A 25411-nucleotide genomic window follows, 5' to 3' on the forward strand; every position below is an offset into this window, starting at 1 on the left:
ACTGGACAATACGCGCGTCGTGCTGCGTTTCTGTATGAATGGCTGACGGGAAATACTCTGGTCGTGCCCGAGCGCTTGGGCGGCAATTACGTCGATGCCATTGACGAAGCCAAGCTGGTGTCGGCATCCCGCGACCAAGTGGTGAAAGTGCGGCCGATGAGATCGGCGCGATGCTGGAAGGGCTAAGGGTGTTCCTCAAAAGGACCCAAGGCCAGTCGTCGGTGATGCGCAGCGCAGTTGCAGCCTTTGGTTTCGTCTATATCCGCCCACTCGCTGATGGTAACGGCCGTGTACACCGGTTTTTGGTCAACGACGTACTGCGACGCGACGGCGTGATCCCGGATCCTGTGATTCTGCCGATCTCAGCGGTGATTACAGATGATGCGGGCGAGCGTCGGGGCTACGATCGAGTGCTGGACCAGGTGTCCAAGCCGCTTATGCAGGCTGTACGCGAACAAGTAGTCTTCGAGCCCCGGCAGACGACCTATCCAGACGGTGTCGTGTCGAACTTCTCTTTTCAAGGTGCTGACCAGGCCCGACCGCTGTGGCGTTATCCGGATCTCGGACCTCATACCGTGTTTCTGGCCAATATCATTGGCCGGACGTTGACCGAGCAGATGCGCGAAGAGTCTCGTTATCTGCGCAGTCACGCCCGGGCGCGGGCGATGCTGAAGGAGGTGGTCGAGATGTTTGATCAACAGGCAGATCGGGTGCTGCGCTCAATTGAGCAGAATCGCGGCGAATTGAGCAATGTGCTTGCCAAGGAAATGCCCGTCCTGCAACAGGTTGGGGTGTGGGCCGAGATTGTTGATGCCGTCTCGCGGGCGTTTGCGCAGGACGGTGGGGCGGGTGCTGCTGTGATTGATCGCTATCGTCCGGGAAAGCCCGTCGACCGTTTAAGCCCTTCATGCGGCTTCCCCGTCACCTTTCGCTACGATTGTCGCCTCAGCGGGCGCCGACACACGCTTATCATCGAGCGGTATGGCGTGCGGGTAGCGCAGCCATTCGAAATTAGCAAGGTTGTCATTTGACAACCTTGCTGGTCATGCGAATACTGGAGATCACGGATGATTCGTCCAACGCACCCGAAGAAAGAAATCGAAGAAACGCTTAGGTATGCCGAAGGGCAAGGGTGGCGCGTAGACGTTGGCGGCAGTCACGCCTGGGGGCGGGTTTATTGCCCGTACAAAGAGGTGGAGTGCCGCTGCGGCGAGTTCTGTATGACGTCGATATGGAGCACGCCGAAGAACCCTGGCAACCATGCACGAGCATTGCGACGCGTCGTGGACAATTGCACTGCGCATCGCAATCGGCGCGAGGCTGATGACGATGCTGAGGAATAGAGCAATGGAATATATTTTTACCTTGAAATATCAGCTTGCTGACGATGGCTGTGCCATGGATGAACTGGTCGAGCAGCTGGGAGAGGCGGGCTGCGACGATGCTCTGGTCGGTATCGGGCAGCCGGGCCGGCTGGCGCTTGAGTTCACTCGCGAGGCTCCTGATGCGGTCAAGGCAGTGCTTAGCGCTCTGGCCGACGTCCATCGCGCGGTGCCGTCGGCCAAACTGATCGAGGTGGCGCCTGATTTGGTCGGGCTGACCGACGTTGCTGAGATCGTAGGTGTGTCTCGGCAGAATATGCGCAAGCTGATGTTGGCTCATCCAGGCAGCTTCCCGACGCCGGTGCACGAGGGAAGTGCTTCTATTTGGCATTTGGCGGACGTGCTGACGTGGCTGCAGGCCAGGGGCAACTATTCGCTTACCAAGGACGTGTTGGATGTGGCCCAGGTGGCATTGCGGGTCAACGTTGCGAAAGAAGGCCGACGGTTGTCTGGTATGGCTTGCGAAGAGTTGGACGCTTTGGTTGGATGACCGCCTTGGGGAGTCGCTGAGCCGGGATTCCGACAACGTGGACGTGTCCAGGCTTGGCTGGATTTGCTTCAACAGTTTTCGATCGCGGCCTATAAAGGCCGCCATCTAGACCGACCTCACCGCCGCGCCACATCCGAAAAATAAAACTTATCCAACGTATGCCGCGATTCGGTGTACTCGAACTGCCGGCCGTCCTGGAGAAAGGTCTGGTTACTCACCACGATGACATGGCTCTGGCCTTCGAGGTCGAGGTGCTGCTGGTCGTCCTTGCCGCAGCGGACCGCTTCGATGGTGCGCTGGGCGTAGGCGATTTGCAGTTGCAGGGTCTGTTCGATGAAGGCGTAGATCGACTGCACGGCGATGTCGCGGGTCAGGCCGGGAATCACGTCGCTGACGAAGTGGTTGATGTCCAGGATCACGCGCTTGCCATCGATTCGCCGGACCCGCTTGATGCGGGTGACTTGGCTGCCGGCGGGGGCCTTGATGTGCTCGAGCAGCGCGCCTTCCAATGGCAACTGGCTGAACTCGACCACTTCGGTGCTGACATCATTGCCCAGGCGCGGGTAGGTCTCCTGGAAACTGACGATGCCGCCGAGCTGGAATTCGATGGGCTGGGTGGACAGTACGAAGGTGCCCTTGCCATGGATCTTCTGGGCGAAGCCGCGCTCCTGGAGTTGTTCGATGGCCTTGCGCACCGTGCCACGACTGGCCTGATAGCTATCCATCAATTCGGTTTCGGAGGGCAGGCGGGCGCCTCGCTCCAGGCGTTCGGTGGTAATGCTGGTCAGCAGATCGTTGTAGATCTGGTTGTATTTGCTCATGGGGGGGCTCTGTACCGCGCTGTTCACCGGGGCGGAACCTTACGGGCCAAGTGGGGGATTTGTCCATTCAGCTGTCACCGTTTGACCGCAGGAGCGTAGGACGTTTCCGGGACATTCGGGGGCTCATCATAAACAAAAACATAACTCGTCTGTACGAGTTGTTGATTTAACTCGTACAGACGAGTACTTTCTCTTCCACGTGCTGTCGACTCTCAATAACAAGAATGACGCGGAAGAAAAAAGCATGAGCCACGATTACTCCAGAATCGCCAGCGAGCTGCTGCATAGCTTGGGTGGCATCGACAATATCGAGCAGGCCGCCCACTGCGTGACGCGCCTGCGCCTGTCCCTCAAGGACGCGGCCCGGGTGGACAGTGCCACGCTGAACCAGATCGACCTGGTCAAGGGCTCGTTTTTCACCGGTGGTCTGTTCCAGGTGGTCATTGGCCCCGGCGAGGTGGAAAAGGTCTACGCCGCCCTGCGCGAGCTGACCGGCCTGGCCGCCGCGACCATCGCCGACGTCAAGCGCCAGGGCGCGCAGAAGGGCAACGGTATGCAGCGCCTGGTGCGGGTGCTCTCCGATGTGTTCATGCCCATCCTGCCCGCCCTGGTGATTGCCGGCCTGCTGATGGGCGTCAACAACCTGCTGGGCGCCAAGGGCATGTTCATTGCCGGGCAGACGTTGCTCGATGCCTATCCGAACCTGGACGGCGTCTGGAGCCTGATCAACCTCATGGCCAACACCTCCTTCGTCTTTCTCCCGGCCTTGGTGGGCTGGTCGGCGGCCAAGCGTTTCGGCGGCAGTGAGATCCTTGGCATCGTGCTGGGCCTGATGCTCGTCCACCCGGACCTGCTCAACGCCTGGAACTACGGCAAGGCGGTGGCGGGACTGGAAGGCCAGAGCCTGCCGTATTTCGATATCTTCGGCTGGTTCCGGATCGAGAAAGTCGGCTACCAAGGGCAGATCCTGCCGATCCTGCTGGCGGCCTATGTCATGAGCGTGATCGAGCGCTGGTTGCGGGCCAGGGTGCCCAACGCGATCCAACTGCTGGTAATCCCCATCACCACCATCGTAATCACCGGTGTGCTGGCCCTCGCCATCATCGGTCCGGTCACCCGCCACCTGGGCATCCTGATCACCGAAGGCATGGTGGCGCTGTTCGACCTGGCGCCGGTGATTGGCGGGGCGATCTTCGGCCTGCTCTATGCGCCGCTGGTGGTGACCGGCATGCACCACATGTTCCTGGCGGTGGACCTGCAATTGATCTCGACCCAGGGCGGTACCTTCATCTGGCCGATGATCGTCATGTCCAACCTGGCCCAGGGCAGCGCGGCGCTGGCGGTGTTCTACATGACCCGCAATGCGCGGGACAAGAGCATGGCGTCCACCTCGGCGATTTCCGCTTATTTCGGCATCACCGAACCGGCGATGTTCGGGGTCAACCTGCGCTACAAATTCCCCTTCTATTGCGCCCTGGCCGGCTCGGCCCTGGGCTGCATTTTCCTGTCGCTGAACAAGATCAAGGCCTCGGCGATTGGCGTGGGAGGCCTGCCTGGGTTCATTTCCATCGTGCCGGACTACATACCGATGTTCGTGGTCGGCATGGTCATCGCCATGAGCGTGCCCTTTGCCCTGACCTGCGCGTTGAGCATGAAGATCGTCCGGCCGGGCTATCGGGTGGCCTAAGCCCTGTGGGAACCGGGCTCGCCCGCGATGAGGCCTGTGGGGCCGGTACAAAACAGACTGAAGGAAACGCACATGCAAGACTGGCAACGCTCGGTGATCTACCAGATCTATCCCAAGAGTTTCTACAGCCATGGCGGCCAGGCCACCGGTGATTTGCTGGGGGTGGTGGACAAGCTCGACTACTTGCACTGGCTGGGTGTGGATTACCTGTGGCTGACGCCGTTCCTGCGTTCGCCGCAACGGGACAATGGCTACGACATCAGCGACTACTACGCCATCGACCCCAGCTACGGCACCATGGCCGATTGCGAATTGTTGATCGCTGAAGCACGCAAGCGCGGTATCAAGTTGATGCTCGACATAGTGGTCAATCACACCTCCATCGAACACCCCTGGTTCCAGGCCGCCCGCAGCAGCCTCGACAACCCGTACCGCGATTTTTATATCTGGCGGGACCAGCCGAACACCTGGGAGTCCAAGTTCGGCGGCTCGGCCTGGGAGTACGAAGCCCAGACTGGCCAATATTACCTGCACCTGTTCGACCATACCCAGGCCGACCTGAACTGGGACAACCCCCAGGTCCGTGCCGAAGTGTTCAAGATGATGCGTTTCTGGCGGGACAAGGGCGTGGGCGGCTTTCGTCTCGATGTGATCAATCTGATCTCCAAGCCGGCCGACTTCCCTGACGACCACACCGACGGTCGGCGTTTCTATACCGACGGTCCCAACGTGCACCGCTACCTGCAGGAAATGCACCGGGAAGTCTTCGAGGGTTTCGACCTGATCAACGTTGGCGAGATGTCGTCTACCAGCCTCGAGCACTGTGTTCGTTATTCGTGCCCGGCTTCCCGCGAACTGTCGATGACCTTCAATTTCCATCACCTGAAGGTGGACTACCCGAACCTGCAAAAGTGGGTGCGGGCCGACTTCGATTTTCTCGAGCTCAAACGCATCCTATCCGACTGGCAGAGCGGTATGCAGGCCGGTGACGGCTGGAATGCGCTGTTCTGGTGTAACCATGACCAGCCGCGGGTGGTGTCGCGGTTCGGCGATGACGGCGAGTACCGCGTACCGTCGGCGAAGATGCTCGCCACGGCGTTGCACTTTCTCCAGGGCACGCCGTTCGTGTACCAGGGCGAAGAACTGGGCATGACCAATCCGGGGTTCGATCACATTGAGCAATACCGCGACGTGGAAACCCTGAACATCTATCGCCTCAAGCGCAACGCCGGAGTCCCCGAAGCCGAGGCCATGGCGCCAATCATGCAGAAGTCCCGTGACAACGGGCGCACGCCAATGCAATGGAGTGCCGGGCCGAACGCGGGTTTCAGTCGGGTCGAACCCTGGATTGGCGTGCCTGCCAACGCCGCGTTCATCAACGTCGAGCAACAACAAAAAGACGCGACCTCGGTGCTGCATTACTACCGCGAGTTGATCGCCCTGCGTCGCAGCGAAGCCTTGATCCAGGACGGCGTCTATCGCCTGCTGTTGCCTGAACACCCCCGCGTGTGGGCGTACCTGCGCGAAGGGCAGGGTGAGTGCCTGCTGGTGGTCAGCCATTTTTATGGCGGCGACTGCGAGGTGGAGCTGCCCGAAGGGATCCTCACCCAAGAGACGAAACAACGCTGGGTGATTGGCAACTACGAAGCGGGCGAACACCGATACCGACGGCTGCGCCTGCGGCCCTACGAGTCGTTCGTGCTGCACCTGAGCGACTGAATAAAAAACTTCCCCTGACCCAGGCAATGCCTGACAGCGAACACGTTGCGCCAGACGCATCGTGAGTCCTCTGTCGTCGGCCAAACGGCAAACAAGGGGGGAGTCATGGAGCAAACAACAATAAGAAACAATGGAGAGGCGTATGAAAACAATAATAAACCGTGGCCTGGCCGCGTCCTGTATCTGCCTGGCGCTGCCGTTTCCGGTTCAGGCGCTGGAGTTTTCCGGTTATCTGCGCAGTGGTGTCGGCAGCGCGACCAATGGCCGTTCCCAGTCCTGTTTCCAGTTGCCTGGGGCGCAGACTAAATATCGGTTGGGCAACGAGTGCGAGCAGTACGGGGAGTTGGAGCTGCGCCAGGATCTGTTCACCCTCGACGATGGCTCGGTGTTGAGCGTGGACGGCATGGCGTCGCTGTACAACCGCTACGACCGCACGCCGACCTTTCAGGGTGAAAACGGCGCGGCGCGCATGCCGCAGATGTATGCCCAATGGTCGAACATGCCCAGCCTGAACGGCGGGTCGTTGTGGGCCGGCCGGCGGTATTACAAACGCAACGACATCCATATTTCGGATTTCTACTACTGGAACCAGAGCGCCACGGGTGGGGGGATCGAGGACGTGCTGATCGGTGGGCTGAAATACAGCTACGCCTTCTCGCGCAAGGACAACCTCTACCAGAAAGACCCGGTCAACCGGCATGACTTCAACGTCGCCGGTTTCAGGACCAACCCTGGCGGCGAGTTGGAGTTTGGCCTGAGCTTCATCGATCGGGCGAACCGTCGTGACGCCCATCGCGGTTGGGCCCTGACCGCCCAGCATGTGCAGCGAGACTTCCTGGGTGGCAAGAATAAACTGGCCTTGCAATACGGCGAGGGCCCCGGCACTGGGCTGGGTTATACCGGCGACACCGGGCTGGACGACAGCAACAAGAGCTATCGTCTGGTGGAGTTTTTCGATTGGCAGGTCACGCCGCGTTTCGGCGGGCAGGTGCAGGCGGTGTACCAGAAGGACATCCGCCCCGATGGCACCGATCAGGACTGGCTGTCGTTGGGGGTTCGCCCGGCGTACGCCATCACCGATCAGTTCAAGTTGGTGGCCGAACTGGGCCACGACCAGGTGCAGGCCAACGATGGAACACGCAAGCTGAGCAAATTCACCTTTGCCCCCACCTGGTCGCCCAAGGGCCCGGAATTCTGGGCGCGCCCGGAAATACGGCTCTATTACACCTACGCCAGTTGGAACGCGGCGGCCCAGCGTGCCGCCAATGAGCTGGCAGCCGGCTCGGCGCTGTCCGACACCGGTGCGTTTGGTGGGGCGCGGCATGGTTCCAACGTGGGCCTGCAGGTTGAATATTGGTGGAAATGACCCGTGCAGGCGCGGGTCGCTGATCTCTGCGTGCCCGCGATGCCAAAAAGAATAGACAGCAGCAGGTGAAGTCTCATGAACACAACGCAACCTTTGCAATTGCTCGCACCGCTGTCCGGGGTCTTGATGCCTTTGGACAGCGTGCCGGATCCGGTTTTCTCCAGCCGTGTGGTGGGGGATGGCATTTGTATCGATCCGACCTCGCAAACCCTTTGCGCGCCGCTGTCCGGTGTCATCGGCACGCTCCAGGACAGCGCCCATGCGGTGAGTATCACCGCTAACAATGGTGTCCAGGTGCTGATGCATATCGGCCTGGACACGGTCAACCTGGCGGGCAAGGGGTTCACCTCGCGGGTGATCATGGGGCAACGGGTCGAGGCCGGCCAGCCGCTGATCGATTTCGATGCCGACTACATCGCCTTGCACGCGCGCAGTCTGCTGACGCTGATGCTGGTGGTCAGTGGCGAACCCTTCAGCCTGCTCGTGGACAAGGCCACTTGCATCGAGAGCGGTGTGCCGTTGTTGCAGGTGCGCTCAGGTGGGGGAGCGGTCGATGAGGCGCAACAGGGCTCTGTGCTGTTTTCCAGACTGCTGATCGTGCCCAATGAAAGTGGCCTGCATGCCCGTCCTGCCGCGGTGTTTGCCCAGGCCGCCAAGGGCTTCGATGCCCATATCCAACTGCATAAGCAGCAAGCCAGCGCCAACGCCAAATCCCTGGTGGCGATCATGGCGTTGCAGACGGCCAAGGGCGACAGTCTGCAGATCAGCGCCGCCGGTGCCCAGGCTGGGCAGGCCATCGAAGCGCTGGAACAATTGCTGCTGTCAGGGTGCGGCGAAACAGTACGGGCGCCGCTAACTCTGGAGCCGATCACCGCCATCGAACCGTCGACGCCCGGCCGGTTGCGGGGTGTCTGCGCATCGCCCGGCTCGGCGTCTGGCGAAGTGGTCCAGATCGCTTCCCAGGTCTTGGAGATCGAGGCGGCGGGCGTCGGCATCGAGGCCGAGCAGGCGGCACTGGATCAAGCGCTGGAGCAGGCGACGCGAGCCTTGAAAGCGTTACAGGGCGAGGCGGCAGGTGGTGTTCAGGCGCAGATTTTTCGTGCCCATCAAGAGTTGCTGGAAGACCCCACCTTGCTGGAGCAGGCCCAAGCCTTGATCGCCGCGGGCAAGAGCGCGGCGTTCGCCTGGAAAACCGCCACCGAGGCGAGCGCTGCGCTGTTCCAGCAATTGGGCAGCGCTTTGCTGGCCGAGCGCGCAACGGACCTGGCCGATGTCGGGCAGCGGGTGCTCAAGTTGATCCTGGGCGTGCAGGACAACGCGTGGAACCTGCCCGAACAGGCGATTCTGGTGGCCGAGCAACTGACGCCCTCCCAGACCGCCAGCCTCGACACCTCACGCATCGCCGGTTTTGTTACCGTGGGCGGCGGCGCCACCAGCCATGTCGCGATCCTGGCCCGTGCGCTGGGCCTGCCCTCGTTGTGTGGCGTGGCACAAGCGGTGCTGGCCTTGGAGAACGGCACTCGGGTGTTGCTGGACGCCGACAGCGGTGAACTGCACGTCAACCCGGATCCGGCCCAGATCGAGCAACGCCGGGTCGCTGCCGAGCAACAGCGCCAGCGACACCAGCGTGACCTCGAACAGTCGGCCCTGGCGGCTCGTACCCTTGACGGCCATCGAATCGAAGTCAGTGCCAATGTCGGGTCGCTGCGGGACGTGGAGCAAGCCATGACCCAGGGGGGGGAAGGTGTGGGACTGTTGCGCTCCGAACTGCTTTACCTGGATCGCGCGCACCCACCGGCTCACGACGAGCAAGCGGCCCTGTACAGCGCCGTTGCCCGGGTTCTCGGACCGGAGCGCAACCTGGTAGTTCGCACCCTGGATGTGGGCGGGGACAAGCCGCTGGCCTATGTGCCAATGGCGCATGAGGCCAATCCATTCCTGGGCATGCGCGGCATTCGCTTGTGCTTGGAGCGTCCGCAGTTGTTGCGCGAACAGTTCCGGGCGATTCTTGCCTGTTCGGGGCTGGCGCGGCTGCACATCATGCTGCCCATGGTCACGCAACTGGCGGAGCTGCGCCTGGCGCGGCAGATGCTGGACGAAGAGGTCCGCCATCTGGGACTCAAGCAGGCGCCAAAGCTGGGCGTCATGATCGAAGTGCCCGCGGCGGCGCTGATGGCCGATCTGTTTGCCCCTGAGGTGGATTTCTTTTCCATCGGCACCAACGACCTGACCCAATACACCCTGGCCATGGACCGTGACCACCCGCGCCTGGCCAGCCAGGCCGACAGCCTGCATCCCTCGGTGTTGCGCCTGATCGCCCGTACAGCCGAGGCCGCTCGCGCCCATGGCAAATGGGTCGGAGTGTGTGGCGCGCTGGCCTCGGAACCCCTGGCGGTGCCGCTGTTGTTGGGGTTGGGCGTGGATGAGTTATCGGTCAGTGTGCCGCTGATTCCGGCGATCAAGGCCTGCGTGCGTGAATGGGATCTGAAGGAGTGCCGCACGCTCGCTCAACAGGCCTTGGGCCAGGACAGCGCGGAGCAGGTGCGTGACCTCCTGCGAACTCACTCATCCACCGCCAACCCGGCCACCCTGGCCATGGAGCATTGAACATGTTCGACAAACTACAACAGGCATTCTGGAAAGCCTTGACCCCTGACCTGGTTCCGGAAGAGGAGCCCAAGCGGCCGGCAGCGTTCGATGAGTTGGCCCCGGCCATCGTTGTCGCGTTGGGTGGCGCGGAGAACCTCAAGTCCCATCAGCCCGTGGCCTTGACGCGGCTGCGGGTGGAATTGCGGGATGTGGCACGGATCGATCGGGCAGCGTTGAGCGGCGCCGGGGTGACGGGAGTGATGACGCTGGACAACGGCGTGGTGCATCTGATTACAGGCCTGCCGGGCTAATTGTCGGGGGGCTGCTGCGCAGCCCAGCGGGAGCAAGCTCCCTCGCCACAAAAGCGGTTCGCCGTGGGGGGCGTTCGGTGTTTGGCGGTAATGAAGTTTGAAGGTTCGCCTCACCGCTCCCCGCCAACCGCAAAACCGTGGAGAGGGAGCCCTGCTGGGGTCGAAGCACTGAGCGCTCGATTCATTCTTCTGTCGGGAAATAACCACCACACTTTTTTTTCATCTTGGTTTCCTTACCGTTTCTCATCTGCGGGTGTATCGTATTCGCCTTTTGCGGGCCCACCGGTCCGTCGCAGATCCAGAGGTAGTCGCGTTCATGTCCTTTACCCGTCGCCAAATACTCGGTGGCCTGGCCGGTCTTGTTGTCGTTGGTGTGGGTGCAGGCGGCGCGTCGCGGTATTGGCTGGGGAAGAGGGCCGATGCCGAGGCCGGTCACGACTATGAATTGATCGCCGCGCCCCTGGATGTGGAGCTGGTGGCCGGGCACAAGACCCCGGCCTGGGCGTTTGGCCCCTCGGCACCGGGCACCGAGCTGCGGGTGCGCCAGGGGGAGTGGTTGCGGGTTCGTTTCATCAACCATCTGCCGGTCGCCACCACCATTCATTGGCATGGCATCCGCTTGCCGCTGGAAATGGACGGCGTGCCATACGTCTCGCAATTGCCGGTATTGCCGGGCGAGTATTTCGATTACAAATTCCGCGTGCCGGACGCCGGCAGCTATTGGTATCACCCCCACGTCAACAGCAGCGAAGAGCTCGGGCGTGGGCTGGTGGGACCGTTGATTATCGAAGAGCGTGAGCCCACCGGTTTCAAATACGAGCAGACCCTGAGCCTCAAGAGCTGGCATGTGGATGAGCAGGGCGAGTTTGTCGCGTTCAGCATTCCCCGCGAGGCGGCGCGCGGCGGCACGGCCGGGCGGCTTTCGACCATCAACGGTGTGCCGCAAGCGGTGATTGACCTACCGGCCGGGCAGATTACCCGGGTGCGTTTGCTCAACCTGGATAACACCCTGACCTACCGCATCAACATCCCCGGTGTCGAAGCGCAGATCTATGCGCTGGACGGCAACCCCATCGAACCGCGCCCGCTGGGCAAGGAATACTGGCTTGGCCCGGGCATGCGCATCTGCCTGGCGATCAAGGCGCCACCGGCCGGTGAAGAATTGTCGTTGCGCAACGGTCCGGTACGCCTTGGCACGTTGCGTTCGGTGCCCAACAATGACGCGCCGACCCCATGGCCGCCAGCATTGCCGCCCAACCCGGTGGCCGAGCCGGACCTGGCCAATGCCGAGAAACTCAACTTCAATTTCGAATGGGTCGGCTCGGTGTCGGTGAATGTCGACAACGGCAAACCGCCAAGCCTGTGGCAAATCAACGGCAAGGCTTGGGACATCACCGACAAGACCTGCGCCGACCGGCCGATCGCCACGCTGAAGAAAGGCCAGAGCTACATTTTCGAATTGAAGAACATGACCCAATACCAGCACCCGATCCATTTGCACGGCATGAGCTTCAAGGTGATTGCGTCGAACCGGCACAAGGTCGTGCCGTATTTCACTGACACCTACTTGCTGGGCAAGAACGAACGGGCGCAGGTGGCGCTGGTGGCGGATAATCCAGGCGTGTGGATGTTCCACTGTCATGTGATCGACCACATGGAAACCGGCCTGATGGCCGCCATCGAGGTGGCTTGATGCGCCAGATTCGCCCCGCCAAGATCATCGACCGCAGCCGTGACCAGGACTTCATGCGCGAGGCCTTGGCCCTTGCCGCCCAAGGCGCCGCCCTCGGTGAAGTGCCCGTGGGCGCGGTGCTGGTGCAGGACGGCGAGATCATTGGGCGCGGCTTCAACTGCCCGATCAGTGGCCACGACCCCAGCGCCCACGCCGAAATGGTCGCGATCCGCGCCGCCGCCCAGGCCGTGAGCAACTATCGCCTGCCCGGCAGCACGCTGTACGTGACGCTGGAACCGTGCAGCATGTGCGCCGGCCTGATCGTCCATTCACGCATCGCCCGGGTCGTCTATGGCGCCTTGGAGCCCAAGGCCGGCATCGTGCAGAGCCAGGGGCAGTTCTTCAGCCAGGGTTTCCTGAACCATCGGGTGATGTTCGAGGGTGGGGTGCTGGCTGAGGAGTGCAGTACGGTGCTGAGTGAGTTCTTCAAGGCCCGGAGAGCCAAGCCTTCAGACTGAACATTGATCCCCTGTGGGAGTGAACCTCTGTGGGAGTGAACCTTTGTGGGAGCAAACCTCTGTGGGAGCAAGGCTTGCCCGCGATGAACGATAACGCGGTCTTGCCATAGACCGCGGTGCCGCCATCGCGGGCAAGCCTTGCTCCCACAGGTTCATACCCACAGAAGCCCGCACACAGGCGGCTCGGGCGATTTATTTACGCGCCACAATCACCGCCCGCATCGGCGCCGGCAGCCCTTCGATGGTCTTGCTGTGGTCGGCGGGGTCGAGGAAGTCGCTCAGGGACTGATATTTCATCCACTCGGTGCTGCGCTGTTCTTCCACGGTCGTCAGGCTCACGTCCACGCAACGCACATCGCTGAACCCGGCGCGGCGCAGCCAGCGTTCCAGGGCCGGTACCGACGGCAGGAACCACACATTGCGCATCTGCGCGTAGCGGTCCTCGGGCACCAGCACTTGGTGTTCGTCGCCTTCGATCACCAGGGTTTCCAGCACCAGTTCGCCGCCCTTGACCAGGCAATCCTTCAAGGCCAGCAAGTGTTCGATCGGCGAGCGGCGGTGGTAGAACACGCCCATGGAAAACACCGTGTCGAAGCCTTCCAGTTCCGCTGGCAGGGCCTCGAAGGGGAACGGCAGGTGCCAGGCGTTGGGCTGCGACAGGTAGCGCTGCACCGCCTGGAACTGGCAGAAGAACAGCCAGTTGGGGTCGACGCCGATCACCGTGTCAGCCCCGGCGCCGAGCATGCGCCACATGTAGTAGCCGTTGCCGCAGCCCACATCGAGGATGCGCTTGCCCTTGAGATCCAAGTGCGGCGCCACCCGCGACCACTTCCAGTCCGAGCGCCATTCGGTGTCCACGTGCACGCCGAACAGGTCGAACGGCCCTTTGCGCCAGGGTGACAGGCCCATCAGCGCGGTACGCATTTGCCCTCGGGTTTCGTCGGAGCAATCAGCGTCGAGCGTCAGGCCGTTCAGCAGGTCGACGGTGGTGGGTTGCAAGACCGGCAGCGCATCGAGCGCGCTTTGCCAGCGCTCCAGGTCGCCGTGGCCCTTTTCCATCTTGCTGTCGAGTTGCGTCTGCAGCGTCGCGGCCCAATCGGCCAGGGGCGTGCCGGCCAGATGGCGGGCGAGGGGGGACAGATCAATCATGGCAGGGCAATCAACGAGGCGAAGTTAAGACACTGGAACCACGGCACGACTTTCGAGAACCCGGCCGCCAACAGGCGCTCGCGGTGTTCTTCGAGGCTGTCGGGCTTCATGACGTTTTCGATGGCGCTGCGTTTCTGGGCAATTTCCAGCTCGCTGTAGCCGTTGGCGCGCTTGAACGCCACGTGCAGGTCGGTGAGCAGGGCGTGTTCCTCGGCATCGTTGAAGCGCAACTTTTCCGAGAGGATCAGGGCGCCGCCCGGCAGCAGGGACTGGCGAATACGGCTCAACAGTGCGGTGCGTTGGTCCGGCGCGATGAATTGCAGGGTGAAATTCAGCGCCACCACCGAGGCCGGCTGGAACGCCAGGGCGAGGATGTCGCCTTCGATCACCTCCACCGGCAGCAGCTCTTGGAACATCGAGTCCTGGCCGTTGAGGTATTCACGGCAGCGCTCGACCATCGCCGCCGAGTTATCCACCGCGATCACTCGGCAACCGTCGGTGCGCACATGACGGCGCAGGGCTTGGGTCACGGCGCCCAGGGACGCGCCAAGGTCGTAGAGCACGCTATTGGGCTGGGCGAATTGCGCGGCGAGCACGCCGAGGTTTTCGACAATGGTCGGGTAACCCGGCACCGAACGCTTGATCATGTCCGGAAACACCCGCACCACGTCCTCGTTGAAGGCGAAGTCCGGCACTTGGGCCAGGGGTTGGGCGAATAGGCGATCGGGATCTTTGCTCACGGCGGTTCCAGCGGGATGGGTGGTGAAAAGGCCGGCATTTTAACCAAAAAACCTGTGAGAGCGAGCTTTGTGGGGGCAAGGCCTGGGGGAGCAAGGCTGTGTGGGAGCAAGGCCTGTGGGAGCAAGGCTTGCCCGCGATGAACGATAATGCGGTCTTGCTATAGACCGCGGTGCCTTCATCGCGGGCAAGCCTTGCTCCCACAGAGCCTCGCTTCCACATTGATCGTTGTTCAGTGCTGCTTTTGCGGGAACGCCGACGCGGTAATGCCCCATTGGCCCAGCCAGTAACTGATGATGATCAGGTAAGGCGCGGCATGGAAGGGCTGCACGAACCGGTTGATGCCGATCAGGCTGTCGGAGAACACAAAGGCCAGCGCCCCGGCGGCGGCCAGCCAGGCCGAGCGCTTGGGGACATCGGTGCCCAGCCGCGCCAACGCTCGCCAAAGCATGGCGCTGATGGCCAAGCCGTAGACAATCACCGGCACCAGTAACGGCCCGAGACCGCTCGACACCAGGATCCCCAATAGCACCGCGCCGATGCCCAAGGCCAGGGCCAATGGCAGCAATGCCGGGCGGCGACAGTCGCTGAGGTAGGCTTTCAGGTAGGCCAGGTGCGCCAGCAGAAACGCGCCAAGGCCGAACACGAACAGGTCCCCAGGCCAGGCCAGCAACACATCGCCCACCAGTGAGAAAATCAGCCCGAGGCTGATCCAGCGCCGATAGTCGCCGGGCGGTGCATCGTGCAGCCAGCCGAGCAGGGCCAGCACTGGCATGGGCTTGACCAGCAGGCACAGCAGCGTGGCATGCATGGCCAGGCCGTACAGGTAGGTGGCCGCACCCATCAGTGCGAGGATCAGCCAACCCACGGTCAGTTCACCGCAATGGCGCAGTCAAAGGTTTCCACCGGCGGCACTTCCGGCGCCCAAGGCTGTTGATAAGTCAGGCGCAAGCGCCCGGTACCGGCGTTGAACGCCTGGAAGCGCCAGGTCGAGACACCGGCGGCGCCAACGATGCCGGCATCTTCCGGGTTGCGATAGACCTCCGGCCCCAAACCTTTCAACACGCCTCCCGCTGAATCCTGGATCGCCCAGCGATAACCGGTGCTGGGGTTGCTGGGCAGGCTCAGGATCAGGTTCTGTCCGTTGTTGAGCCTGACCGGGCACTGGCTCAGTTTTTCCACGGTCACGTTGTGGCTGGTTTGCGTGGCGCAGGCGCTCAGCAGCGCGAGGCTGAGGGGGACGAGCAGGCGAGTGAGGGACATAAGGGCAACGGCTCCGGCGTTTACGACGAACGGCGAGCATAACCGAAGATGCTACTGGGTGTGTCAGGTGGGGATGTGTTGTTTGTGAGGGCCTCATCGCGAGCAGGCTCGCTCCCACAGGGTGTGGTGTGGATCACAAATGTTGTGAACAACACAAATCCTCTGTGGGAGCGAGCCTGCTCGCGATGGCGGCAGCACAGGCGCTAGAGGAACATCAGAACAATACCTTCGCCACATCCGCAAACCGCTTGGCAAAGTGCACCGTCACCCCTTCCTTGAGGTAGTCCGGCAGTTCTTCGAAGTTGCCCCGGTTGGCTTCCGGCAGGATCAGTTCGTTGATCTTCTGCCGGCGCGCCGCGATGACCTTCTCACGCACGCCGCCAATGGGCAGGACGTGCCCGGTGAGGGTCAGTTCGCCGGTCATGGCCACGCCTTTTTTCGGCGGCTGGTTGCGGGCCAGGGACAGCAAGGCGCTGGCCATGGTCACGCCGGCGCTCGGGCCGTCCTTGGGCGTGGCGCCTTCCGGTACGTGCAGGTGAACGAACGCTTCGTCGAAGAACTTCGGATCGCCGCCAAATTGCTTCAGGTGCGAACTGACGTAGCTGTGGGCGATTTCCGCCGACTCCTTCATCACCTCGCCCAGTTGCCCGGTCAGCTTGAAGCCGCGATTGAGGGTGTGGATGCGCGTCGCTTCGATCGGCAAGGTCGCGCCGCCCATGCTGGTCCAGGCCAGGCCGGTGATCACCCCGACGCCGGACAGTACCTGTTCGTTGCGGAACACCGGTTTGCCCAGGGATGCCTCGAGATCCTTCGGCCCGAGCTTGATCACCGCTTTCGGCTCTTCGATCAGCTTCATCACCGCCTTGCGCACCAGTTTGCCCAGCTGTTTCTCCAGCTGTCGCACCCCGGCTTCACGAGCGTACCCGTCGATCAGGGCCTTAAGGGCGCTGTCGTTGATGCTCAGGCTGCCCTTGGACACCCCGGCCTTGGCCAGTTGCTTGGGCCACAGGTGGCGCTTGGCGATGGCGACTTTTTCTTCGGTGATGTAGCCCGACAGGCGGATCACTTCCATCCGGTCCAGCAGCGGCCCGGGAATCGAGTCGAGGGTGTTGGCGGTGCACACGAAGAGTACTTTCGACAGGTCCAGGCGCATGTCCAGGTAGTGGTCGAGGAATTCGACGTTCTGCTCCGGGTCGAGGGTCTCGAGCAAGGCTGAGGCCGGGTCGCCCTGGTAGCTCTGGCCCATCTTGTCGATCTCGTCGAGCATGATCACTGGGTTCATCACTTCGACATCCTTGAGCGCCTGCACCAGCTTGCCCGGCTGGGCACCGATGTAGGTGCGCCGATGGCCCTTGATCTCGGCTTCATCACGCATGCCGCCGACACTGAAGCGGTAGAACGGCCGGCCCAGGGATTCGGCGATGGACTTGCCGACACTGGTCTTGCCCACGCCCGGCGGGCCCACCAGCAGCACGATGGAACCGCTGATCTCGCCTTTATAGGCACCGACGGCGAGGAATTCGAGGATGCGGTCCTTGATGTCGTCCAGGCCGGCGTGGTGCTGGTCGAGCACCTTGCGCGCATGCTTGAGGTCGAGTTTGTCCTGGCCATACACGCCCCACGGCACCGAAGTCGCCCAATCCAGGTAGTTGCGGGTGACGGCGTATTCCGGCGAGCCGGTTTCCAGGATCGAGAGTTTGTTCATCTCCTCTTCGATACGCTTTTGCGCCTGGGCCGACAACACTTTGCCTTCCAGCCGCTGCTCGAACTGCTCAAGGTCGGCGCTGCGGTCGTCCTTGGTCAGCCCCAATTCCTGCTGGATGACCTTGAGCTGTTCCTTGAGGAAGAACTGGCGCTGATGTTCGCCAATCTTGTTGTTCACCTCGGCGGAAATCTCTTTCTGCAACCGCGCCACTTCGACTTCCTTGCGCAGCATTGGCAGCACTTTCTCCATGCGCTTGAGCATGGGCACGCAGTCGAGCACTTCCTGCAGCTCACTGCCGGTGGCAGAGGTGAGTGCGGCGGCAAAATCGGTGAGGGGCGAAGGATCGTTGGGACTGAAGCGGTTGAGGTAGTTCTTCAGCTCTTCGCTGTACAGCGGATTGAGCGGCAGCAGTTCCTTGATCGCATTGATCAGCGCCATGCCATAGGCCTTGACCTCATCGGTCGGCTCGCTCGGCTGGTGCGGGTATTCGACCTCCACCAGATACGGTGGGCGATGGTGCTTGAGCCAGGTGCGGATGCGCACGCGGGTCAGGCCCTGGGCGACAAACTGCAATTTGCCGGCTTCCCGGCTGGCGTGGTGCACCTTCACCAACGTGCCGTACAGCGGCAGCTTCGAGGTGTCGAAATGACGCGGGTCTTCCTGGGGCGAGTCCATGAAGAACAGCGCCAGGGAATGATGTTCGGACTTGGCCACCAGCTCCAGGGTCTCGGCCCACGGTTCTTCGTTGACGATGACCGGCAGCACCTGGGCCGGGAAGAAGGGGCGATTGTGGATGGGGATGATATAGACCTTGTCCGGCAGGTTCTGGCCGGGCAGCGCCAGGCCGGTGCCGGAGGAGGTGTGTTCGACGTGTTCGGAGTCAGCGTATTCGTGAGTGGCTTCAGTAGAGTGCTGGTCGCTCATGGGGCACCTGCGCAATGGGGTATGGGTCTTAGATGGGGCAGGTGGGGGGTGGTTTCAATGGTGCGATTGTTAAGAGGTATTTATGTGTGGCATTAGGGGGGGCGACAGGTTACAGGCTTGCCGGTTCAGCTGGCTGCCTGAGAATATGCCTTCGCGGGTAAGCCTCGGAATTGGCGATCCGATTTACGTCTGCTTCGAGCGAGCGCGATCCTGGCGTCGTAATAAATACCCTATTTCTTCGAGATGTTAGATTTGATCGTTAGGGCTTGGTTTGACGCACTTCAATGGCCGATTGGGTGAGGTGTGAAGGGGCTGGTGCGGTTGAAGAATGTGACCTAGGAACTACAGTTACTTCGATTAGGGGGGGGGCTGAAGTTCGGCTGCCTCCCACCAGGTCGATTATTTTTCTTTTAGCGGTCCCCGCTAGCTCAGAACTTCTAACAATTTTGAAAAGCTTTTGCGTCGTTTTGATAGTGCTACCCAAGCCCAATAGAACCGTCCCAGTATTGGATGCATAGACTCCGGCCGGATAGCCTGTAGCTTGCGCAATTTCTCCCATAGCCAAGAGTGTATAACCAGCCTTGTTGGTGTTTTTGGCAAGGGTTTGAAGGCCAGCTGGGCGTGGACGTAAAAAAGTTGCATACAACTTCCATGTACGCTTCGCTACGGTCTTATAAATCCTGAAGGCGTTGATCAATGCCCCAGCAAACTGCCCCGTCGGATCCCTAAAATTAACCGGATCTCCATGGCAGTAGGCATATGAGTTGAATCCACCCTTACCAAACGGACTCAAACTGTCGGGGCTGTTGAACCGCATCAATACTGGACTGAACGCTCGATGTCCGTTGCCCAACAAGTAATGTCCCGTCACCGAATCCGAGCGCTCGCCATTGAAACCCAGCACACTCATCAGTCCATTGCTAAAGGGCCGATGACCGTAAGGCAGATAAGCAATGCCATGAGGCTGAGCCCTCAAAGCAAGTAATACTGAACGTTGCTGATCAGTCGCCAATAGAGCCGTCTCGAGACCTTGACATTGTTGTGCCAGGAGCTGGTCACCTTGCTGAAATATCGAGTGCTCCACTTGGTTTTGAATTTCTGTAGTCAGCCGGTTTTTGCAGTAGAAGCGCTGAAGTGTGATCTGTTTCTGGAAGGCAGTACTGACCAAACGGTCCAGTGGATCGTAGTAGTAATGGCAAAGCTCAGTATTTCTACGGGGAGCCATGAGGTGCATACCGAGGCTGCGATTTAGGGCGTTAGGTTCGAATTTTATGCGGAAGGTGTCAACTAACAGAACTGCTAGGTAGAGGTCGTTTGAGCGAGGCTGAGGGGCGGCTGTGTTGGTGTCTGTAAAATATGAATAACCGAGTCGCGGTCACCACTGGCAGGCTTGCTTCCACAATGAATCTTCGTCATAGACAAATCTGTGTCTGCCGACGATTTAATAGGATAGCGAGCCTGCGCGCGACGTGATTATCAGGCGACCCGATTCAAGTCGTTATGGCGCGTTTCCTTCAAGCACAACACCGCGATGACGCTGAGCAGCGCCGCCGCTGAAACATAGCCTCCGACATAACTCAAGCCGCCCATCGCCACCAGTTTCTGGGCGAAGAATGGCGCGGCCGAGGCGCCGACGATGCCGCCCAGGTTGTAGGCCGCCGAGGCGCCGGTGTAGCGCACGTGGGTCGGAAACAGCTCCGGCAGCAAGGCACCCATCGGGGCGAAGGTCACCCCCATCAGGAACAGCTCGATGCACAGGAACAGCGCCACGCCGCCCGTGGAACCGTGGGTCAGCAAGGGTTCCATGAGGAATCCCGAGGCAATCGCCAGCAGGCCGCCAATGATCAGGATCGGTTTGCGTCCGTAGCGGTCGCTGGCCCAGGCGGACAACGGGGTCGCAGCGGCCATGAACAGCACGGCAAAGCACAACAGGCCCAGGAATGTTTCGCGACTGTAGCCGAGGGTGGACACGCCGTAGCTCAGCGAGAATACCGTCGAGATGTAGAACAGCGCGTAGCACACCACCATCGCCGCTGCGCCCAGCAACGTTGGCGCCCAGTATTGGCTGAACAGCTCGACCAGCGGCACCTTGACTCGCTCCTGGCGGGCCACGGCATTGGCGAACACCGGGGTTTCGTGGAGCTTGAGGCGCACGTAGAGGCCGACGATCACCAGCACGGCGCTGAGCAGGAATGGAATTCGCCAGCCCCAGGAGCGGAATTGCTCGTCGTCCAGGCTCATGGCCAAGGTCAGGAACAAGCCGTTGGCCGCCAGGAAACCGATGGAGGGCCCCAGTTGGGGGAACATGCCGTACCAGGCACGCTTGCCTTTAGGGGCGTTCTCGGTGGCAAGCAGCGCCGCTCCGCCCCATTCGCCGCCCAACCCCAGGCCTTGGCCGAAACGCAGCAGGCACAGCAATATCGGCGCCCAGGCGCCAATGCTGGCATAGCCGGGCAGCACGCCGATGAGCGTGGTACACACGCCCATCAGCAGCAAGGACGCCACCAGCGTCGACTTGCGACCGATCCGGTCGCCGAAATGGCCGAACAGCGCCGACCCCAACGGACGGGCGAGGAAGGCGATGCCGAACGTCAGGAAAGACGACAACATCTGTGCCGTGCCTGAGGTTTGCGGAAAGAAAACTGGCCCGATCACCAGGGCCGCCGCCGTGGCGTAGACGTAGAAATCGTAGAACTCGATGGCGGTGCCGATGAAGCTCGCGGTCGCCACGCGGGTGGCCGAGTTGGTCGGTTGGGCAGTCACTGCCTCGTTGCAGGTAGCGGTCGTCATGCGATTATCCCTGACAGTCATGTGCTCCGTTGGAGCGAATTATTATGGTTGAACCCCCAGGGATGTGGGCGGGTATCCCGTCGCTGTTTCGGGTAGGAACAGTCCCAGGGTTGCTGCGGATCTTGCCGATGGTCTGCCGGAACCGGCCGGGTGCGGGGTAGGCACGGGGTTCGGGCGGGGCTGGGTAAGCGGGTTGAGTATAGGAAGGGGGCTAACGAATCAACAAGTGAGCCCGCACACAATATTGAGACGTGCGCCGAGCTTTTTGTGGCGAGGGAGCTTGCTCCCGCTGGGGCGCGAAGCGGCCCTGAAACCTGATCACTCGGTGTGTCAGGCGGGTTGGGGGGGCTGCTTTGGGGCCGCTGCGCAGCCCAGCGGGAGCAAGCTCCCTCGCCACAAGGGCTATCAGGTCCAAACAGGGATTCAGGAAACCGCGGGCACCGAACTGTTATGCCACGCCAGCACCTGGCTGACGCGGTTGTCCACGGTCTCGATGATTTCCAGCCGATAACGGCCGATTTTCAGGCAAACCGGGCTTTCAGGAATGGTTTCCAAGGCTTCGGTCACCAACCCATTGAGGGTCTTGGGGCCGTCGCAAGGTAGGTGCCAGCCCAGGGTCCGGTTCAATTCGCGGATCGACGCCGCGCCATCGATCATCAAGCGGCCATCGGGCTGGGGATGAACGTGGGGATTGTCGAGGCTGTGCTCGCTCTCGAATTCGCCGACGATTTCTTCGAGGATATCTTCCAGGGTGACAATACCCAGCACTTCGCCGTATTCGTCCACCACCATGCCCAAGCGCCGCTGCTGCTTGTGGAAATTCAACAGTTGCAGCTGCAGTGGCGTGCTTTCGGGTACGAAGTAAGGCTCGTGGGAGGCCGTCAGCAGCGCTTCCTTGGTCAGGCTCGCGTCCGCCAGCAAATGACGGATCTGGCGGGTGTTGAGCACCGCTTCGACCTGGTTGATGTCACTGTGGAACACCGGCAGGCGGGTACGCCGGTTCAGGCGCAGCTGTTCGATGATGTCGCCGATGGGGTCGTCGAGGTTGATCCCATCGACCTCGCTACGGGGTACGAGGATATCGTTGACGGTGATGTTGTCCAGGGCGTGGATGCCGGAAATCGGATGCAGCCGGCCGCTGCCCTGCTCGGATTCCTGCTCGCTGCGCGGTGGCGCGGGCATTTCGTCGTCGCTCTGCTGCACCATGCCGGGCTTGCGCGCGAAGGGGCGCAGCAACACCTGGCTGGCGCCATTCAACAGCCAGGCAAATGGGTAGAGAATCTTCAACGGCACGCCCAGCAGGGTGTTGCCCAGTGCCAGCACCGCGTCGGGCTGACGGCTGGCCAAGGTACGCGGCAGGTAGTCGGCGAACACCAGCAGGGCGGCGCTGGTGCCGAGCCAGGCAACCCACGGGCCGTTTTCCAGCCAGGTAAATATTGCCAGTGACGTGCCGATGACCACGGCCAGGGCGCGACAGAGGGTATTGCACAGGATCAGGCTGGCCAGCGGGAACGTCAGCGCCGCCAGCGGTTTGTCATTGGCGCGCGAGGCTGTGCGCTGGGCCAGCAGGTGTTGCTGGGCGGCTTCGACGGCCGTGAACAGGGCCGACCAGAGAATCAGCACCACCAGCACGGCGAACAACGGCGCTACGGGCAACGTATCCATCAGGGCCGTCCGTCAGATATGCAGGATGTATTCACGGACCAGCTTGCTGCCGAAGTAGGCCAGCATCAGCAGGCAGAAACCGGCCAGGGTCCAGCGAATCGCTTTGTGTCCACGCCAGCCGAGGCGGTTGCGGCCCCACAGCAGCACGCTGAACACGACCCACGCCAGGCACGCCAGCAAGGTCTTGTGCACCAGGTGCTGGGCGAACAGGTTCTCGACGAACAACCAGCCGGAGATCAGCGACAGCGACAGCAGGGTCCAGCCGGCCCAGAGGAAGCCGAACAACAGGCTTTCCATGGTTTGCAGCGGCGGGAAATTGCGGATCAGCCCGGACGGGTGCTTGTGCTTGAGCTGGTGATCCTGCACCAGCAGCAACAAGGCCTGGAACACAGCGATGGTGAACAGGCCGTAGGCGAGGATCGACAGCAGGATGTGGGCGAGGATGCCTGGCTCTTCGTCGATGATCTGCACGGTGCCCGACGGCGCGAACTGTGCCAGCAACACCGTGGCCAGCCCCAGCGGGAACAGCAGCACCAGTAGGTTCTCCACCGGGATGCGCGAGCAGGCCAGCAGCGTCAGGCCGATCACGGCGACGGCGATCAGGCTGGCGGCGTTGAAAAAATCCAGGCCCAGGCCGATCGGCGTCATCAGGTGGGTATAAAGGCTGGCCGCGTGGCCGAGCACCGCCAGCACGCCAAGCGTGACCAGCAGGCGTTTGTTCGCCTTGGCGCCGGTGGCCAGGCGGGTGCCTTGATAGAGGGTCGCAGCGGCATAAAGGCAGGCGGCGGCGAGGGTGGCAAGCAAGCTGGGTGACAAGGGGAGCATAAATCCTGTTAGGCAAGCCCGAAAGGCGCTGAGTTTGGCATAGAACCCCCTCCACACGAAAGACCACTGCAAGGTGTACGCCGCACGCTTCTTCGCTATAATCCGCGACCTGCCCACGCCGCAGGCTCGCCGAGCACATTTTTCACGGTCTGGGCCGCCATTATCCCGGTCTCATCTGGGCCTGAAAGGATCGCGCATGTTTGAAAACCTAACCGACCGTCTCTCGCAGACGCTGCGCCATGTCACCGGCAAGGCGAAACTGACCGAGGACAACATCAAAGACACCCTGCGCGAAGTGCGCATGGCGTTGCTCGAAGCCGACGTCGCCCTGCCGGTGGTCAAGGACTTCGTCAATTCGGTCAAGGAACGCGCCGTCGGCACCGAAGTGTCGCGCAGCCTGACGCCGGGCCAGGCTTTCGTGAAGATCGTCCAGGCCGAGCTCGAAAGCCTGATGGGCGCCGCCAACGAAGACCTCAACCTCAGCGCCGTACCGCCAGCGGTCGTGCTGATGGCCGGCCTGCAGGGCGCGGGCAAGACCACGACAGCCGGCAAGCTGGCGCGCTTCCTTAAAGAGCGCAAGAAGAAGTCGGTGATGGTGGTGTCGGCGGACATCTATCGTCCGGCAGCCATCAAGCAGCTGGAAACCCTGGCCAACGACATCGGCGTGACGTTCTTCCCGTCCGACCTGAGCCAGAAGCCGGTAGACATCGCCCAAGCGGCTATTAAAGAAGCAAAACTGAAATTCATCGACGTGGTCATCGTCGATACCGCCGGTCGCCTGCACATCGATGAAGAGATGATGGGTGAGATCAAGGCGCTGCATGCCGCGATCAACCCGGTGGAAACCCTGTTCGTGGTCGATGCCATGACCGGCCAGGACGCGGCCAACACCGCCAAGGCGTTCGGTGATGCATTGCCGCTGACCGGCGTGATCCTGACCAAGGTCGACGGCGACGCCCGTGGCGGTGCTGCGCTGTCGGTACGCGCCATCACCGGCAAGCCGATCAAGTTCATCGGTATGGGCGAGAAGAGCGAAGCGCTCGAGCCGTTCCACCCCGAGCGTATCGCCTCGCGTATCCTCGGCATGGGCGACGTGCTCAGCCTGATCGAGCAGGCCGAGCAGACCCTCGACAAGGACAAGGCCGACAAACTGGCCAAGAAGCTGAAGAAGGGCAAGGGCTTCGATCTCGAAGACTTCCGCGACCAGCTGCAACAAATGAAGAACATGGGCGGCCTTGGCGGCCTCATGGACAAACTGCCGAACATCGGTGGTGTGAACCTGGCGCAGATGGGCAATGCCCAGGGCGCGGCAGAAAAGCAGTTCAAGCAGATGGAAGCCATCATTAACTCCATGACCCCGGCCGAGCGCCGCGACCCTGAGCTGATCAGCGGTTCGCGCAAGCGCCGTATCGCCATGGGTTCCGGCACCCAGGTGCAGGACATCGGCCGCTTGATCAAGCAACACAAGCAGATGCAGAAAATGATGAAGAAATTCTCCGCCAAGGGCGGGATGGCCAAGATGATGCGCGGCATGGGCGGTATGTTGCCCGGCGGCGGCATGCCGAAAATGTAAAGAATCTGCGCCGGCTGTCATGTCGGCGTTGCCCCGCACGGATGCGGGGATCTCCAGCAAACCCGCGCTACGTGGGAGCTGACCTGCCGTTTTTCATGACGGCTCTATGGCAAATCTTGATCGCATGGCGCCAGGCGCCGGAAAAAGACATTTGCAAAAGTCCGGATATTCCTTAGAATATGCGGCCTTTCGGGCACCTATGCCCGCTGTGCATTTAGATTTGC

21 protein-coding genes are annotated in these 25411 nt (G+C 61.5%); 11 read left to right on the plus strand and 10 right to left on the minus strand.

The features are described 5' to 3' along the window. The first annotated feature begins 170 nt into the window (after positions 1–170). The 3 genes from J3361_RS22525 to J3361_RS22530 are packed head-to-tail and all read left to right on the plus strand — an operon-like array spanning position 171 to position 1872. Positions 171–1031 carry a Fic family protein gene (locus tag J3361_RS22525; protein ID WP_243458983.1) on the plus strand — a complete coding sequence of 287 codons (861 nt, stop codon included), beginning with the start codon at positions 171–173 and terminating at the stop codon, positions 1029–1031. Between the two features lie 36 nt (positions 1032–1067). Further along, positions 1068–1343 (plus strand): hypothetical protein, encoded by a 276-nt coding sequence (locus tag J3361_RS29585; RefSeq protein ID WP_243458984.1) that lies wholly within the window; start codon positions 1068–1070, stop codon positions 1341–1343. 4 nt (positions 1344–1347) lie between these two features. After that, on the plus strand, positions 1348–1872 hold the full coding sequence (locus J3361_RS22530; protein WP_207966379.1) for a DNA-binding protein: 525 nt from the start codon (positions 1348–1350) through the stop codon (positions 1870–1872). Positions 1873–1988: 116 nt separating this feature from the next. Here J3361_RS22530 and treR read toward each other — a convergent pair whose 3' ends face one another. Next, a complete protein-coding gene (gene treR, locus J3361_RS22535) occupies positions 1989–2693 on the minus strand; it encodes a trehalose operon repressor (RefSeq protein WP_186705424.1) in 705 nt (234 codons plus the stop codon). A 244-nt stretch (positions 2694–2937) separates the two neighbouring features. Here treR and treP point away from each other — a divergent pair, with 244 nt between their 5' ends. From treP to tadA, 7 genes are all read left to right on the plus strand, one after another. After that, positions 2938–4380 carry a PTS system trehalose-specific EIIBC component gene (gene treP / locus J3361_RS22540; RefSeq protein WP_207966380.1) on the plus strand — a complete coding sequence of 481 codons (1443 nt, stop codon included), beginning with the start codon at positions 2938–2940 and terminating at the stop codon, positions 4378–4380. A gap of 72 nt (positions 4381–4452) precedes the next feature. Further along, complete coding sequence (treC, locus tag J3361_RS22545) at positions 4453–6099, plus strand: alpha,alpha-phosphotrehalase (RefSeq protein WP_207966381.1); 1647 nt, start codon at positions 4453–4455, stop codon at positions 6097–6099. A 142-nt stretch (positions 6100–6241) separates the two neighbouring features. After that, entirely contained in the window at positions 6242–7465 is a 1224-nt protein-coding gene (locus J3361_RS22550) for a carbohydrate porin (RefSeq protein ID WP_207966382.1), read from the plus strand. A 75-nt stretch (positions 7466–7540) separates the two neighbouring features. After that, on the plus strand, positions 7541–10072 hold the full coding sequence (ptsP, locus tag J3361_RS22555; RefSeq protein WP_207966383.1) for a phosphoenolpyruvate--protein phosphotransferase: 2532 nt from the start codon (positions 7541–7543) through the stop codon (positions 10070–10072). A gap of 2 nt (positions 10073–10074) precedes the next feature. After that, positions 10075–10365: a PTS transporter subunit EIIB gene (locus tag J3361_RS22560; RefSeq protein ID WP_207966384.1), complete on the plus strand. Its 291-nt coding sequence runs from the start codon at positions 10075–10077 to the stop codon at positions 10363–10365. Positions 10366–10681: 316 nt separating this feature from the next. Then, positions 10682–12058 carry a multicopper oxidase family protein gene (locus J3361_RS22565; RefSeq protein ID WP_207966385.1) on the plus strand — a complete coding sequence of 459 codons (1377 nt, stop codon included), beginning with the start codon at positions 10682–10684 and terminating at the stop codon, positions 12056–12058. Further along, positions 12058–12555: a tRNA adenosine(34) deaminase TadA gene (gene tadA, locus J3361_RS22570; RefSeq protein ID WP_207966386.1), complete on the plus strand. Its 498-nt coding sequence runs from the start codon at positions 12058–12060 to the stop codon at positions 12553–12555. The genes J3361_RS22565 and tadA overlap by 1 nt, the downstream gene beginning before the upstream one ends. A gap of 192 nt (positions 12556–12747) precedes the next feature. On the opposite strand, the gene cmoB is transcribed toward tadA, so the two are convergent. The 9 genes from cmoB to ccsA form a co-directional block, all read right to left on the minus strand. Next, positions 12748–13704, minus strand: coding sequence for a tRNA 5-methoxyuridine(34)/uridine 5-oxyacetic acid(34) synthase CmoB (cmoB, locus tag J3361_RS22575; protein ID WP_186705432.1), 957 nt, complete (start codon positions 13702–13704; stop codon positions 12748–12750). Beyond that, on the minus strand, positions 13701–14444 hold the full coding sequence (gene cmoA, locus J3361_RS22580) for a carboxy-S-adenosyl-L-methionine synthase CmoA (protein ID WP_207966387.1): 744 nt from the start codon (positions 14442–14444) through the stop codon (positions 13701–13703). Before cmoA ends, cmoB begins: the two co-directional genes overlap by 4 nt. A 230-nt stretch (positions 14445–14674) precedes the next feature. Continuing rightward, positions 14675–15310, minus strand: coding sequence for a lysoplasmalogenase (locus tag J3361_RS22585; RefSeq protein WP_207966388.1), 636 nt, complete (start codon positions 15308–15310; stop codon positions 14675–14677). 2 nt (positions 15311–15312) lie between these two features. Then, the gene (locus J3361_RS22590) at positions 15313–15705 is read right to left on the minus strand and encodes a protease inhibitor I42 family protein (protein WP_186705434.1); all 393 of its coding nucleotides are present in this window, start codon (positions 15703–15705) and stop codon (positions 15313–15315) included. A 214-nt stretch (positions 15706–15919) separates the two neighbouring features. After that, positions 15920–18334, minus strand: a complete 2415-nt coding sequence (gene lon / locus J3361_RS22595; protein WP_243458985.1) for an endopeptidase La — start codon at positions 18332–18334, stop codon at positions 15920–15922. Between the two features lie 259 nt (positions 18335–18593). Then, complete coding sequence (locus tag J3361_RS22600; protein ID WP_207966389.1) at positions 18594–19559, minus strand: RHS repeat-associated core domain-containing protein; 966 nt, start codon at positions 19557–19559, stop codon at positions 18594–18596. 251 nt (positions 19560–19810) lie between these two features. After that, the gene (locus J3361_RS22605; protein ID WP_207966390.1) at positions 19811–21124 is read right to left on the minus strand and encodes an MFS transporter; all 1314 of its coding nucleotides are present in this window, start codon (positions 21122–21124) and stop codon (positions 19811–19813) included. 423 nt (positions 21125–21547) lie between these two features. Beyond that, positions 21548–22789, minus strand: a complete 1242-nt coding sequence (locus J3361_RS22610) for a transporter associated domain-containing protein (protein WP_207966391.1) — start codon at positions 22787–22789, stop codon at positions 21548–21550. Positions 22790–22801: 12 nt separating this feature from the next. Further along, the gene (gene ccsA, locus J3361_RS22615; RefSeq protein ID WP_207966392.1) at positions 22802–23614 is read right to left on the minus strand and encodes a cytochrome c biogenesis protein CcsA; all 813 of its coding nucleotides are present in this window, start codon (positions 23612–23614) and stop codon (positions 22802–22804) included. 196 nt (positions 23615–23810) lie between these two features. Here ccsA and ffh point away from each other — a divergent pair, with 196 nt between their 5' ends. Further along, entirely contained in the window at positions 23811–25187 is a 1377-nt protein-coding gene (ffh, locus tag J3361_RS22620; protein ID WP_003198085.1) for a signal recognition particle protein, read from the plus strand. Positions 25188–25411: the final 224 nt, after the last annotated feature.

This window comes from Pseudomonas sp. OA65 (genome assembly GCF_017498305.1).
GTDB lineage: Bacteria > Pseudomonadota > Gammaproteobacteria > Pseudomonadales > Pseudomonadaceae > Aquipseudomonas > Aquipseudomonas zanjanensis.